General features: G+C 37.5%; 12 protein-coding genes. 4 read left to right on the top strand and 8 right to left on the bottom strand.

Going from position 1 to position 14,743, the window contains the following annotated elements; translation table 11 throughout:
• Positions 1-176: 176 nt before the first annotated feature.
• On the bottom strand, positions 177-629 hold the full coding sequence (locus FFR48_RS08125) for a hypothetical protein (protein ID WP_096564911.1): 453 nt from the start codon (positions 627-629) through the stop codon (positions 177-179).
• A 188-nt stretch (positions 630-817) separates the two neighbouring features.
• On the opposite strand from FFR48_RS08125, the gene cobS reads away from it, so the two are divergent.
• Positions 818-1,606, top strand: a complete 789-nt coding sequence (cobS, locus tag FFR48_RS08130) for an adenosylcobinamide-GDP ribazoletransferase (protein WP_137667017.1) — start codon at positions 818-820, stop codon at positions 1,604-1,606.
• Between the two features lie 83 nt (positions 1,607-1,689).
• Here cobS and FFR48_RS08135 read toward each other — a convergent pair whose 3' ends face one another.
• The 3 genes from FFR48_RS08135 to FFR48_RS08145 form a co-directional block, all read right to left on the bottom strand.
• Positions 1,690-2,607, bottom strand: coding sequence for an ABC transporter permease (locus tag FFR48_RS08135; protein ID WP_137667018.1), 918 nt, complete (start codon positions 2,605-2,607; stop codon positions 1,690-1,692).
• A 119-nt stretch (positions 2,608-2,726) separates the two neighbouring features.
• Positions 2,727-3,818: a polyamine ABC transporter substrate-binding protein gene (locus tag FFR48_RS08140; protein WP_137667034.1), complete on the bottom strand. Its 1,092-nt coding sequence runs from the start codon at positions 3,816-3,818 to the stop codon at positions 2,727-2,729.
• A 21-nt stretch (positions 3,819-3,839) separates the two neighbouring features.
• Complete coding sequence (locus FFR48_RS08145) at positions 3,840-4,982, bottom strand: ABC transporter ATP-binding protein (RefSeq protein WP_137667019.1); 1,143 nt, start codon at positions 4,980-4,982, stop codon at positions 3,840-3,842.
• Between the two features lie 385 nt (positions 4,983-5,367).
• Between FFR48_RS08145 and mrdA the strand changes: the two genes are divergently transcribed.
• Positions 5,368-7,179: a penicillin-binding protein 2 gene (gene mrdA / locus FFR48_RS08150; protein ID WP_137667020.1), complete on the top strand. Its 1,812-nt coding sequence runs from the start codon at positions 5,368-5,370 to the stop codon at positions 7,177-7,179.
• A 181-nt stretch (positions 7,180-7,360) separates the two neighbouring features.
• Here mrdA and FFR48_RS08155 read toward each other — a convergent pair whose 3' ends face one another.
• The 4 genes from FFR48_RS08155 to FFR48_RS08170 all read right to left on the bottom strand — a co-directional run bounded on the left by FFR48_RS08155 (position 7,361) and on the right by FFR48_RS08170 (position 11,655).
• Positions 7,361-9,256, bottom strand: a complete 1,896-nt coding sequence (locus FFR48_RS08155; protein WP_137667021.1) for a WG repeat-containing protein — start codon at positions 9,254-9,256, stop codon at positions 7,361-7,363.
• Positions 9,257-9,339: 83 nt separating this feature from the next.
• Positions 9,340-10,092, bottom strand: coding sequence for an S-layer homology domain-containing protein (locus tag FFR48_RS08160; protein WP_137667022.1), 753 nt, complete (start codon positions 10,090-10,092; stop codon positions 9,340-9,342).
• Between the two features lie 92 nt (positions 10,093-10,184).
• On the bottom strand, positions 10,185-10,619 hold the full coding sequence (locus FFR48_RS08165) for a DUF29 domain-containing protein (protein ID WP_137667023.1): 435 nt from the start codon (positions 10,617-10,619) through the stop codon (positions 10,185-10,187).
• 241 nt (positions 10,620-10,860) lie between these two features.
• Entirely contained in the window at positions 10,861-11,655 is a 795-nt protein-coding gene (locus FFR48_RS08170) for a M15 family metallopeptidase (RefSeq protein ID WP_096564896.1), read from the bottom strand.
• Between the two features lie 326 nt (positions 11,656-11,981).
• Here FFR48_RS08170 and FFR48_RS08175 point away from each other — a divergent pair, with 326 nt between their 5' ends.
• Positions 11,982-12,899: an AEC family transporter gene (locus FFR48_RS08175; protein WP_137667024.1), complete on the top strand. Its 918-nt coding sequence runs from the start codon at positions 11,982-11,984 to the stop codon at positions 12,897-12,899.
• A gap of 79 nt (positions 12,900-12,978) precedes the next feature.
• On the top strand, positions 12,979-14,649 hold the full coding sequence (locus FFR48_RS08180) for an AIPR family protein (protein WP_137667025.1): 1,671 nt from the start codon (positions 12,979-12,981) through the stop codon (positions 14,647-14,649).
• The last annotated feature ends 94 nt before the right edge of the window (positions 14,650-14,743 follow it).

A 14,743-nucleotide genomic window follows, 5' to 3' on the forward strand; every position in this document is an offset into this window, starting at 1 on the left:
AATTTAAAACAAGAAGCGGTCAGATTGATCGTGTTAGCCTGTGGACTAGATAGTGCCGACACTGCTAGGGTGAAACAGGAAGAAAAAGCCAACTTTTGTTAGCATTAGTTAGCTTTTTTGTATCGGTGAGACCCTGCTATGTATTACAGTCCTAGTGGGTATATTATATTTCGGAGTTAGAAACAATCAGAGCAATCGTCATCAATTTCCGCATCCCATCGAGCGGATAACACCTGATCCATCATTGCTTCTATTGCACCGGCGTTAAATTGGCGATCGCATCTTTCTTGTAAAGGTGTAGAGAGTGGAATCAGACGCAAACAAAACTCTTCTTGGAATAAATCAAAGTATGTTTCTTGTTCAGGTGATTGTTGTAGTTCTAGATAGTCAAAACTATCTATATTCAGATACAGAGCGTTGTTAGCAACTATTGTAGACCTTTGCGGATGGGCAAATACTTCCATCACATCCCCATCACCTTCGCTCAGTAGCTTGTTCTCTTGGCTGTAGATGTAGTGAACTCGACCTAAATCTGTTAAGAGTCTGCGGATGTCGAGTTTATTTACAATTACGCCGGTGTTGACAATACACGGGGCTGGTATTTTGATATTGGGTAGATGATAACTCATAGAGTATTAGCGATTGAGGGAAGGTGAGTGACAACACAGATGAAAAGTCAATGCCTAGCTTTTTCACTGGACAAAACCCTATATTTACAAAATATCAACTTTACATAGCGATCGTCTATGGAAACTACTCAATTTCCTCTAACTTTTTACAGTCAGTTTCTATTCTCCTCTGAAGTTGAGTTTTCGCTATGGTATATATTTTTCAACTATGGCAAGTTTGTCAAGATAAATTATTACAGGTAATAGCCTCTATTATATTTTACACATCTATTCCTTTACCCTACATCTCAGGCTTGGATTTTGGCAATGTTGCTGTTTTTGCTCCGGTTGTGGGTTTGATGATCGGGGGAATCTTAGGTTTATTAGATTTCATTTTTAATTACTTACATATCCCCGTATTAACTCGGACTGCTTTGGTGGTTGTCACCTGGATCGCAATTACGGGTGGTTTACATTTAGATGGTGCAATGGATACTGCTGATGGTTTAGCAGTAGGTGATCCTGAAAAGAGGTTACAGGTAATGGCTGATAGTGCTACTGGTGCTTTTGGGGCAATGGTAGCGATCGCTATTTTGTTGTTGAAAACCGCAGCTTTAATGGATATTTCGGAAAACCGTTATTTAATCTTAATGGCGGCCTGTGGTTGGGGACGTTGGGGACAACAAGTAGCGATTTTGCGATATCCCTATCTGAAACCTACTGGTAAAGGTGCATTTCATAAACAGGCAATTCGTTCTTATGCAGATATTTTACCGAGTTGGTTTTTATTGTTGGGTTTGAGTATTTTAGTTTGGGTTGTTAATTCCCAAAATCTATTGTTATCTGTATTTATGGTGTTGGGGGGTAGTGCGATCGCTCTGTTAGTCCCTGGTTGGTTTAACTATAAGCTGGGTGGACACACTGGAGATACTTACGGTGCTGTGGTTGAATGGACTGAGGCTTTGTTTTTATGTGTAATGACTTTGGGTAATGGGTAATTGGTAATTGACTATGTTTGACTATATTTGACTATATTTTTGTGATTGAAACTAAATACCAAATTTAATCACCAGGGCGATACCTATGCCTTCGGCACGCTGCGCGAACGGTAAGCTACCGCTAAGGCAATACTCACCACCAAAATCAAAGTCATACTCAAAGCTGAACCAAAACCCCAATTTTGAGTAGCACCGAGAAACTGATTATAAACCAACCTTGCAGCAGTCATACTGGAAGCACCACCCAATAATTCTGGATCAATAAAATCTCCCAATGCTGTAATAAATACCAACAAAGAACCAGCAGCAATACCGGGAAAAACTTGGGGTACTGTCACTTTCAAAAAAGTTTGTACTGGGTTTGCACCCAAATCAGCAGCAGCTTCTAATAAACGTCGATCTAATTTTTCTAAAGAAGCATACAATACTAAAACCATATAGGGTAATAAACTGTAACTCATGCCAATTAAAACTGCTGGAGTTCGGTTCAACAATTCCAAAGCTGGTAAACCTATACTGGTAAGTAAACTATTTAATAATCCAGTAGGACGGAGAATAGTAATCCAAGCATAAGAACGTAGTAAAGAAGAAGTCCATAAAGGCAAAACAAAGCCTAATAATAATAAAGTTCGCCACCGTTTTGGTGACATTTGGGCAATCCAATAAGCTACTGGAAAACCCACAATTAAACAAATAATTGTCGTATTAATTGCCAAAAACAGGGAATTGAAGATAACTCGTAAATACAGCGGTTCTAAAATACGAAGATAGTTATCCAATCCATTAGGATTGACAAGATCACCTGGTCTGATATCCTTAACTAAACTCAATTGCAAAATTATCAATGTTGGCAGCAATAACAACAGTAATAACCAAATCCCTGATGGTGCAAGTAAGGATAAAGGAGGCAACCATTGGACAAAATGACGATATAATTGTGGTGGTTTTTTAGCAATATTGCTAGGGGATGCTACGGGAGATTTAGGAAGTTGAATAGACACAGCCTGATACCAATTTGCGATCTTAAATTTTCTATCTTCTTTCTATATTATCTGTTTGGGCTGGTAATTGGTAATTGGTAATTGCAAAAAATCAGTTAACAGCCATTATTTTAGGTATGTTATGCTAGTAATTGAGTCCAATATCGCTCATAAACTGCTTCAAAATCACCTACAGGAGTGAGGCGTTCACATTTATTTAAAATTGATTCTGGAGGAAATAAGCTAGTATTATTTTGAATTTCTTTTGGTAATTGTTCAAATCCTGCGCGATTAGGAGTAGCAATTTTCAATCTTTTGCTGATTTCGGCAGCTACATCAGGTTGCAGAAGGAAGTTAATCCAACTATAAGTACCAGGAATATTAGGCGCTGTTTTGGGAATAACAATAGTATCTGTCCAGAGAGAAGAACCACTGCGAGGAATTACATATTTAAGTTTAGGATTTTCCTTGGATATCTTCACGCCATCGGCAGAATAACACATAGCTAATAATAAATCTCCTGCCAATATTTGGTTTTGCCAAGCATCAGTATCAAAAGCGGCGATCGCTGGTTTTAAAGACCGCAATTTTTCATAGGCTGCTTTAATTTCTGTGGCATTTTGGGAATTATAAGAATAACCGAGCATTTTTAATGTTGCTCCCATCACCTCCCGGACATCATTTAGTAAAGTCATCCGTTTATAAAGTTGCTCTTGATTTTGCCAAAGATACTCCCAATCTTCAGGGGGAGTTTTTAGATTTTCCGAGTTATAGATAAATCCCGTTGTTCCCCAATTAAAAGGTAAACTATAACGGTTATTAGGGTCATAAGTAGGATTCTGAAATTGAGGAAATAAATTTTCTAACCCTATTAAAAGTGCGTGATTAATTTCTGCTAACAAATTTTTTTCTACCATCTTCTGTACCATATAATCAGATGGATAGATAACGCTATAACTAGCACCTCCTCCAGCTTGGAGTTTAGCCAGCATCACATCGTTAGAATCAAACACATCTGCCAAAACCTTGATGCCGGTTTGGGTAGTGAAAGTAGATAGTAATTCTTGATCAGTATATTGACTCCATGTATATAAATACAATTCATCACTTTTCCCAGAAACTGAACCAGTATAATTATTGGCGCTGACATTAGCTAATCTCCAGCCACAACTACTTAAAGACAAGCTAGAAAGCAACGCCATTGTTTTAATAAATTCCCTTCTCCTGGTTATTTTCATCATCATGGTTTAGTCTTAATTCACCTTTGATGTTTGACTAATAGCTAAACAGTCAGTTTCTGCCCACCAAATGTAAATAGGTGTATTCCGGTCTGGTAAACTACCAAAGGTATTAGGTTGTAAAACATTAACATTGATGCCATTAGCTAATTCCACGACATAATTAACATGAGTACCCAAATACATGATATTAACTAACCGACCTTCAAAGCAATTTGTGGGTAGATTGGGATGATAAAGAGAAATCTGAATTTTTTCAGGACGCACACTTAAAACTACCGCCTGTAATAATTCCCAGTGTGTATCTTTTGTACGAGCAGCAACAATAGAAAATCCGGTTTTAGTCAAAACCTTAACATACTCGGCATCAATGGCAGTAATTTCGCCGCTAAATAAATTGGTATCACCAATAAAATCTGCAACAAAAGCTGTTTCGGGACGTTCGTAAATGGCGCGAGGAGTACCAACTTGTTCAATTTTGCCCTGATTCATCACCGCGATCCGATCAGATAAACTGAGTGCTTCCTCCTGATCGTGAGTCACCATAATAAAAGTTAATCCTAACTCTTTATGGATGTTGCATAACTCAACCTGCATTTCCTTCCGCAGTTTTAAATCTAAAGCTCCCAAAGGTTCATCTAAGAGTAAGACAGCGGGACGGTTAACCAAAGCTCTAGCTAAAGCAACTCGTTGTTGTTGACCACCAGAAAGCTGAGAAGGAAAGCGCGATCGCAAACCTTCCATTTTCACCAGCTTTAAAGCTTCCGTGACTCTGCTATTAATTTCTGATGGAGATAATTTTTTTAACCGCAGTCCAAAAGCAATGTTTTCCCACACATTCAAGTGATTAAACAGAGCATAGCTTTGAAATACAGTATTCACAGGTCTTTGGTAAGGAGGTACATGAGTCATGGACTTGCCTTGAATCAACAACTTGCCTGCGTCCACTCTTTCAAAGCCAGCAATTAACCGTAAGATGGTTGTCTTACCACAACCAGAGGGTCCTAAAATACTAAAGAACTCTCCCTGTCTCACATCTAAGTCCACACCATGTACTGCTGGTTCTTGGTTGAAAAACTTGAATACGTTCCGCAGTTCAACATCAAGCGGCTGGAAATTGGTTACACTCCTCTGAGTTTGCATCACAGTTTGAGCCATAGTCTTCAGTAGAATGCCTTGATTTTGTGAAACCTGGTTAGCTATGTAGGCTATGAAATAGACTACAAATCAGACTTTTGCTTATTGTATCTGGCAACAACACCCTTATTAAAAATATACTTATTAAAAATATACTTATTAAAAATATAGGACTCCTATTTGATTTTTGAAAAAACTCCGTACACCCAAATCATCTAAAACCCTATTCCCTATTCCCTATTCCCTATTCCCTGCCTCCACGGAAAATTTATAAATCAAATCGGAACACTATATACTTATTAAAAATATAAACCCAATACTTGCCATTGTTTTGAACTCGATGCCGGATAGCGACTAAAAGCATTGTTTACAGATAATATAAATTTCATACTTCTTTATTAATCTTATGGCTATATTACCACCACTACTGAGTTATCAAAAAAATACCCGCACAGTTGGGCGTGGTTCCCAGTCACTATTTTTAATACTATTCATTTTGCTGATGATATCGGGGATAGGCGCTCGTTTAGCTTATTTACAAATCATTGAAGGTCCAAAACTCCGGCAAAGGGCAGAGTCTAACCGGATTCGCATGATTCCCAAACAACCGGAAAGAGGCAACATTTTTGACCGTAATGGCAAACTGTTAGCTACTACTCGTTATCCTCACTCTGTTCACCTGTGGCCAATGGCACATACTAAGCCATCGTGGTCAATTGTCGGTCCGCGTCTGTCCCAAATCCTCGATATTCCGCAAGAGGAAATGGAACAGAAACTAGAAAAAGCTGGAGCTAATTCTTCTTCTCTGATTCGCATTGCTCGTGACTTAAATGAAGCCCAAGTCACAGCCTTAAAGGAATATGAAAACGAATTACCAAATGTAGAAATCAATACTGAAGCTGTACGTTATTATCCTGATGGTAGACAATTAGCCCATATACTCGGTTATACCCGCGAACTCACAGCAGAACAGCTAAAAAAACGCAAATCAGAAGGCTATCGTCTCGGTGATGTCATTGGCCAAATGGGTGTCGAAAAAGCCCATGAAAAAACCCTCAGAGGTGAATGGGGAGGCCAGCAAGTAGAAGTAGATGGTGCTGGTAGACCGTTGCGAGTGTTGGGAGAAAAACAGGCAAAAGCTGGTAATGATTTACACTTATCTATAGATTTAAATATCCAAAAAGCAGCGGAAAAAGCTTTAGGTAGACGTAATGGGGCAATCGTAGCACTTAACCCTAACAATGGTGAAGTTTTAGCGATGGTATCCCATCCAACCTTTGACCCGAATATTTTTTCTAAACAAAAACTCTCTCAAAAAGATTGGGAAAGTGTGCAAGGTGAAGGATATCCTCTAGTTAATCGGGCTTTAAGTGCTTTTCCCCCGGCTAGTACCTTTAAAATTGTTACCAACACAGCAGCGATAGAATCAGGGAAATTTTCTCCTAATGTGATTCTACCAACCTATCCTTATTTGGTGATCGGTGGCACAAGATTTGGAGAGTGGAATCATGCGGGATTTGGTCCATTAGGTTTTGTAGGCGCAATGCAATGGAGTAGTGATACTTTCTTTTATCAAATTGGTAAAGGTATAGGTGGTCCGACTTTGATTGAATGGACTCGTAAATATGGCTTTGGTGAAAAAACTGGTTTTGATTTTGTTACAGAAGAATCTAGAGGTTTAGTTCCTGATGATAACTGGAAGCGCAAAGCCTGGAAAATGCCTTGGACTATAGGCGATACTATTAATATGACCATTGGCCAAGGTGCTTTATTAAGCACGCCTCTACAAGTGGCTGTAATGTTTGCTGTACCGGCTAATGGTGGTTATCGAGTCCAGCCACATCTGCTTAAAGACGATGGGGATGCTAAAAAATGGCGTTCATCTTTAAATATGAAACCAGTAACTATTAAAGTTCTCCGTGAGGGATTGCGAAAAGTGGTATCTGAGGGTACGGGTAAAGTTTTGAATCAACCAAATATTCCCCCAGTAGCTGGTAAAAGCGGTACAGCAGAAGCTTGGAATCGTCGTGGCATCAAACAAAATCATGCTTGGTTTGGTGCTTATGCACCTGCTGATCAACCAGAAATCTTGGTTGTGGCTTTTGGTGAACATTCTGGTGGTGGTGGTGGTAGTGTGGCCGCACCCATGATTCTGGAAATCATGGAGGATTATTTTGCCCGCAAGTATCCAGGAAAGTATAAAAAAGGTGATAGATAATTGGGAATTGGGAATTGGGAATTGGGAATTGGTAATTGGGAATTGGTAATTGGGAATAGTTGATTAGAAAACATAAAATTGATTACCCAGTCACCAGTCACCAGTCACCAGTCCCCAGTCACCAGTCCCCAGTCACCAGTCCCCAGTCACCAGTCACCAGTCCCCAGTCCCCAGTCCCCAGTCACCTACTAATATATCCCCATTTACCACCCACATTCACTAATGCTAAACCCTGAGAAAAAGGTTTTGCAAAATCAAATTCTGGGTAAATTTTAAACTCAGCCAATTTATTAATATATCCCCATTTGCCGTTAATTTTTGCAGGTGCTAATTCTTCTGCAAAAATACCCACTTCTTCAAATTGTGGCTGGATCACAAAGTAACCAGTTTGATTAATATATCCCCATTGATTACCAACTTTCACTGCGGCTACACCATTTGCAAAACTATCGGCATCATCGAAATTAAAGGGAATGATAGTTCTATTACTATTATCAATATATCCCCATTTATTCGTTTCTGGTATTTTGACTGCTGCTAGATTGTGAGAAAATGATTTGGCTTCTACAAATTTTGCAGGAATTGTAAATTGTCCTTTTCCATCAATTGTTTTGGCTACATATCCCCAACCATTACCTATTTTTACGGCTGCCATGTTTTCAGCAAAAGATACTGCATCATCAAATTTGATATCTGTAATACGGTTGCCATTCATATCAATAAAACCGTATTTATCTTTAAGTTTCACTACTGCTGATCCTTCGGAAAATGGTGCAGCACTATCATATTCAATGCGCCCTATTAGCTTACCTTGTTTATCAATATAACCCCATTTTTCACCAATTCTAACTGCGGCTATACCTTGAGAAAAAGCCTCAATTCTATCAAATAAATTTAATGAAAACTGGGGATCTGGTTCAATTTCTTTATTAGTAGATAGATTGACGTAATTATAGGGATTTAGTCTTTGTTGGGTAAAAACGCTATTTTTATTTTTAATTTCTTTGATATCAAATTTTCCTGGTGCTTGAGAATAAACAGTAGATTGCAGTGTTTTGGCTAAAAGCTCATCATTTTGCGTTAAACCTTCATAGAAAAATAAAATTTCCCCTTGAATACCGAGTTTTCGGTTAGTTTCTATGGCGGTAATTAATTCTTCTGGTTTAATCATATAATATGGTTTTTTTCTATAAATAGTAATACCTGGAATTAGTTGTGATAGTTGTTCTTGGGTAAATTGTGATTGAGAAATTCGGGTAATTTCCGATTGATAAGCTTTAATATCTTCTCTATAAACTTGGGGATGTATTAAATCTACTAATCGCCAGTTAACCCAGGTGAGTGAATCTTGTAAATAGTTTTCATAACCCCAACGAAAAACACTGGGAGACATGGAAATGATTAAGTCGGGATTGACTTTAATTATTTCTCTGTGAAAACGATTGAAAAAATGGGAAAGGATATCTGCTCTCCATTTTATCCATTCGGGATCTTTAAAGTTATTTGGGGGTTGACTCTGAAATTCTTGTTTATATCTGGCAACAGTTTTGGCATCATAACCTCCTTCACTGGGTAAAGCAATAAAGTGATCATCTCCTTGAATACCAGCAATGTCATATTTTTTAATAACTTCTAAAAATAAACTTAATAGAAATTCTTGAACTTGAATATCTAGGGAATTTAACCAATAAAAATCATTTTTAACTAAGTCATTTCCAAATATATCACGGGCTGCCCAATCTTTTTGTTTTTCTAGAATTTTTCCTCCTTTGGCTAAATAAGAACTTATAAAACCATATTCAAACCAAGGAATAACGGCAATATCTACTTTTTTGGCTTCGTCAATTATTTCTTGTAAAGGATATCGATTTTTATCTTGAAAGCGAGGGTTGATTTCGATGTTTATTAGTTTTTTCATTACTTGACTACGATAGGTGGTTAAACCGTTATTCCAAACAACAGGAAAAACAACGTTAAATCCTGTTTTGGCGAGAAGTTCCATTGCTTTTTGGATATGTTCTCTTTTGTTGAATACGTTGCTATTTGTGATAGTAAGCCAAGTTCCACGAATTTCCATAATTTAATTTTAGATTTTAGATTTTGGATTTTAGATTTTCAAGACATACTATAATTCTTTTCAACCTGAAAGCTGAAAGCTAATTACTGATTCCTAAATAATGCTAATCCTTCGGAAAAAGTGTTTGCTTCTTTTAAGGTTGGAGGAATGATAAATTTTCCGCTTTTGTCAATATAACCCCATTGATTATCTTTCTGTACTCTTACCAATTCTGCCACAAAAGGATCAGCATTATCAAATTGTGGTGGAATCACAAATAATTCTAAACCGGGAATATATTTGTAAGGTACAGTAGAAATTTCTAAGACTTGACAAATAAAGGCTGCTATTTCGCCTCTGGTGGCGTTGATGTTGGGTTGTAAACGTTGGATGTCTGGGTAGTTAACAACGATGCGTTTTTGTGTGGCAGCAGCGATCGCATTCATGGCATAACTGGGAATTTGCCCAAAATCATTGTAATATTTTTTTAAGGTGGCGATCGCATCTCCTGTGACTTGATAACCTAACCCAGAAACTAAAGCTGTTAATGCTTGTACACGGGGAATTGCTTGATTAGGTTTAAAGGTACGATTGGGATATCCTGAGAGATAACCTGTTTGATATGCTGAGGCGATCGCATTTACTGCCCAATGATTAGCAGGTACATCTGTAAATTGAATTGCTGGGCGAGAAGAGGAATTTTTGGGTAAACCTGTATACACAATGGCTGCAAATTCCGCACGGGTAACAGGTGCATCGGGGCGAAATGTTCCATCTGGATAACCTTTGAGAATATTTTTGGCCGCAGCAATGACAATAGATGCTTTTGCCCAGTGGTTTTCTATATCTGTGAACATGAGAGAATTGGGAATTGGGAATTGGGAATTGGGAATTGGGAATTGGGAATTGGGAATTGGGAATTGGGAATTGGGAATTGGGAATTTTTTAGTTATTCCCAAAAAGAATGAGTTAATAAACTATCTATATCTTCGGGAAAAGGACAGTTTTCAGGAAAAACAATACTGGGATAGATATCTTGAACATCTGATAAAGCATCTTCCCATGTTTCTGGGAAAATTTCTGTAAAATAGTTTTTTAAACTGGGTGAGACTTTTACTAAACGTCGAATTTGCTTTCTCTGTTCCTTAATGGTTAATTCCCAACCACGATTATCATAAACACTATTTACATAACACCGTTTTAATAAATGTTCTAGTAAAACTTCTAAGCGATTTTGTAATGCTTGTTTTTCACTACGCCCCAAGGCTGATATCTCCTCTTGAATATGCACCCAGTCAATGGCATCTAAGGCTTTATTTTCAATAGTTTTTGCTTGTTGTTCTGTCCAGAGAACAAAATCCTGTTCATAAAGTGGATTATTCATAAATAAAAACCTAGCAATAACCATCACATAGTCCCAAAAAACATAGACAAATATCTCATGCCTTTCGTTTGTCGGGAATAACCCCGACAGGGCGAACTACAACGCCCTCTATCCCTAAACTATATATGAATATATTTTTGTTATTCAAACCCAATACTATTTATAGCAAGTGACTGGTGATTGGTGATTGGTGATTGGTGATTGGGTGGGTTATTCCCGTTTCTTCCCCTGCTTCCCCTGCCTACTGTACTGGTTTGACATTTCTGGCTTTGTAGAAAGTTTCTAAACTATGGCGATCGCCTACAAAACGCCAGTGCCAAGGTTCGTAACTCACACCTTGAGAGTTACCTTGAGGAAAGGACAATTCAAAACCAAAACGAGCAGCGTTAGCTTGTAGCCATTGATAAGCTTTGGTATTCTCAAAATTAGTTTGTAAATTTGTTGCTGGTACTGCTCCATCTCCTATATCTACTGCATAGCCTGTATGATGTTCACTATGACCAGGAGGGGCGCTCAATGCTGCTCTTTCCGCAGGAGTTTGATTTCGTTGAGCGCCAATAGTAAAAAATAATTGTTCCTGTTCTTTCACGGAACGAAAACCAGAAATAGGTACTAAAATTACACCTGCGCTACGTGCTGCTTGTGCCATAGCTTGAAATCTTTGGGCGGCTGCTTGTCGCAATCTAATCCGTCCATCGGCTGTAATTGGTAACAATTCTGACTCTGGTGCTTCAGGATAAGCCAAATGTCCCAACACTACATCATTGTTAACTGCTGGAGTTTTGATTGGTGTAGGTGTAGAAACAACAGGTGTTGATTGAGAATCAGCATTATTTTTAGGTGCTGTAATAAAAAATAAAAAACCACTACCTACAGCCATCACCATAAATCCGACTATTCCCCCAATCATTAAAACCAGCGGTTGTACGCGCATCTGAGATTCACTATCAGGAGTATCGCGCAAAGCTGCTGGAATATCATCACCTGGTGATGGTGATGAGTTTTGGGGTTTTCCTGCAAATCCAGCGTTTTTCAAGAGTCCACTCCTGTTTAATATAAGATTTTGGATTTTAGATTTTGGATTTTAGATTTTAGATTTTAGATTTTATATTTTATATTTTATATTTTAGATTGGTAAATAAGGTATAACATTTAAACGTAACAATTCAGGAGTCATGAGTCAGGAAGTACAGATGGGAATGTTTGATCAATCAGTAGATTATCAAATGTGAGTTTGGAAGTACCCTGGAAAAAGCTGACTGCTGACTACTGTTAGCTGAATGCTGACATTTAATCACAAAGTCTCACTAAAAAAATCAACGTAATAGGTATTATTTTACATATCTATTTTTCAGCAAAATCTTGATAAATCTTTTAGAACTATACGTCAAATTGGGAGGATTAGTCCTGGTAGGAGTTATCCTGGGACGCAAATTACCTGCCATATTTCCTACTCGTTTGGGTCAATTTTTGTTTTGGGTAGGAGTACCGATCAGCATTGTTGCTTTTTTAAGACAAACCGATCTATCAGGACAGATTTGGATTGCTCCGGCGATCGCCTATTTAGCTATTTTACTAGGAGCATTTTTAGCGTGGTTGGTGATCAAAGGTCAAGCCTATTTGACAAATTCTCACCCCCAACCCTCAACCCAAGGTAGTTTAATTTTAGCTTCAATGGTAGGTAACACTGGTTATCTGGGCTTTCCTATCACTTTAGCAATGGTCGGCAAAGAATACTTCGCCTGGGCTTTATTTTACGATTTATTAGGGACTTTATTCGGTGCTTATGGTTTAGGTGTATTACTAGCAGCCCGTTTTAGCAACACCGCCCAAAATCATCAACAAATGGCTAAAGCCATATTAATTAATCCTGCCCTGTGGAGTTTTGGTTTTGGGTTATTATTTCGCCAAGTTAGTATTCCGCCACTGATAGAATTTAGCTTAAATACATTAGCTTGGGTTGCTTTAGCATTATCCTTGATTTTAATTGGTATGAGATTGGCGCATCTGGGTTCTTTGTACAAACTCAAACCAGCAGCAATTAGTATTTTTATCAAAATGTTATTAGTGCCTTTGGTTTTAGGTAGTAGTTTACGGTTTTTTGGTGTGACTGGAGAAGCAGCACAGGTAGTAGTTTTGCAAATGGCCATGCCTCCGGCTTTTGCTACTGTGGTATTAGCGGAAACCTTTGATTTAGATCGTGATTTGGCTGTGACTACTTTAGCAGTGGGGGTTATGGTATTGTTGGTTACTTTGCCGATTTGGTTGTGGTTGTTTTGAAGGTAGGTATACCATCTGTACCCTATTCTGGGATGATGTATTAAAAACTCCCCTACTAGCGATCGCTCAATGTCGAAAAATGTCTAAGCCGAATAGTAAAGCCCAAAAAACTCAAATTATTGAAGTGCTAAAGCAGGATTATTTTCCTATTATTCCTCAACTTCAGAGAAATTGGACAGCAAAACAACATGAAGAAAACCGTTTGAGTCGTTCTTTAGCTGCATTTGCTATAGCTAATCTTGCTGATGCTATTCTTACTGATGCTGCTAACTCAATTATCAATGGCGAAAATGATAATGGTATTGATGCGGTTTATTTTGATCGAACTAATAACCGACTTTGGTTAATACAAGCTAAGGCGGGAAATGCTCCCAACATGGGAGATAATAAAAAATTTTGTGATGGAATTAGGGATCTTGTCCATAAACGGTTTCAAAAATTTAATTCCAGTTTTTCACGCTTACAGCATGATGTTGAAGATGCCTTAGACAGAAATGGAGTGAAAATAGTTGGTTGTAATATATATTTAGATAGTAGTTTGGGAACTCATGTAGTTAATGATCTCAATCAACTGCAAGATGAACTCAATAAATTTGATGCGCGTTTTCAATGGCAAGATTTGAATATAGAAAAGATTTATGGATGGTTGACAACAAAACAAGAAAATGCACCTATTGAAGTTAAATTGACCTTAGAAAACTGGCATTGTTTAGAACAGCCAAGAAAAGCCTTTTATGGATTAGTCAATGCTGCTGAACTGGCAGATTTATACAACCAGCATCATAAATTATTATTTGAGAAAAATATTCGTTATTACCTGGGTACACAAGATGTTAACTTAGCGATTGCTGAAACTGTCAAAGAACAACCATCAGAACTTTTTTATCTAAATAATGGATTAACTATTACTTGTACAAAAGTTATTTTACCACCTGGACATAAACAGGAATCAACTAAATTTACTTTAGAGGGTTTTTCTGTAGTCAATGGAGCGCAAACAGTGGGATCTATCGCATCTGTATTTAATGCCAATGGTGCAATATCTCCCAATGCAAAATTATTAGTTACTATCATTGAAGTAGGCACACAATCAGATACAATAGGTATAGAAATTACCAAAGCGAGAAATACACAAAATACAGTCCGTGATATTTATTTTGCAGCATTAGATCCAAATCAAGAACGGTTGCGGCAAGAATGTATGGTATCAAATATTGTTTATCAATATCGTCCATCAGCAGATAATCAAGATGCTATCACCATTGAACAAGCTGCAATTGCTCTTGCTTGTTTTAGTGGTAATGCTGAAATAATTGTTGCAGCTAAGAAAAATTTAAATCTTTTGTATAAGGATCATTATTCTACACTTTTTAGTAATGAACTTTCAGGAATTACACTTTGTCGTTATGTGCGTATATTTGAATATCTTGATCAGATTTTTGAAAATTCTCGCAAAGCAGAAACAGAAACTAGAAGAAAAAATTTCTATCAACATGGTAGATTATTTATATTGAATGTTTTATCAAGACGTTATAAACCTTTAATCAATAAACCAGAGGTTAATTTATCTCAAGATGATATGACTGAGCTTTCCAATGTTGGTATAGAACTTGCAGAGTTAATTTATACTCTCGCTGAATCTCAGTTTGCTAGTGATGAAAAAGGCTATCTTGCTATTTTTAGGAGTTTAACCGATGTTCAACAATTAACGAGTAAAGTAATGCAAGAATTAGACTGTAGGTTGGGTTGAGAAAACCCAACACAACACCGGACAATCTCCTCCTAATGTTGGGTTTCACTTCGTTCAACCCAACCTACAAAAGTTTACTCAAATTTAACTATAT

Origin of the sequence: Sphaerospermopsis reniformis (genome assembly GCF_005402885.1) — a bacterium.
In the GTDB taxonomy this organism is placed as follows: domain Bacteria; phylum Cyanobacteriota; class Cyanobacteriia; order Cyanobacteriales; family Nostocaceae; genus Sphaerospermopsis; species Sphaerospermopsis kisseleviana.

Excerpts from the sequence above, each read along its gene's own strand:
- mrdA (WP_137667020.1), top strand. The coding sequence starts at position 5,368 with ATGGCTATATTACCACCACTACTGAGTTATCAAAAAAATACCCGCACA.
- FFR48_RS08160 (WP_137667022.1), bottom strand. The coding sequence starts at position 10,092 with ATGTTCACAGATATAGAAAACCACTGGGCAAAAGCATCTATTGTCATT.
- FFR48_RS08165 (WP_137667023.1), bottom strand. The coding sequence starts at position 10,619 with ATGAATAATCCACTTTATGAACAGGATTTTGTTCTCTGGACAGAACAA.
- FFR48_RS08125 (WP_096564911.1), bottom strand. The coding sequence starts at position 629 with ATGAGTTATCATCTACCCAATATCAAAATACCAGCCCCGTGTATTGTC.
- FFR48_RS08180 (WP_137667025.1), top strand. The coding sequence starts at position 12,979 with ATGTCTAAGCCGAATAGTAAAGCCCAAAAAACTCAAATTATTGAAGTG.
- FFR48_RS08145 (WP_137667019.1), bottom strand. The coding sequence starts at position 4,982 with ATGGCTCAAACTGTGATGCAAACTCAGAGGAGTGTAACCAATTTCCAG.
- cobS (WP_137667017.1), top strand. The coding sequence starts at position 818 with ATGGTATATATTTTTCAACTATGGCAAGTTTGTCAAGATAAATTATTA.
- FFR48_RS08155 (WP_137667021.1), bottom strand. The coding sequence starts at position 9,256 with ATGGAAATTCGTGGAACTTGGCTTACTATCACAAATAGCAACGTATTC.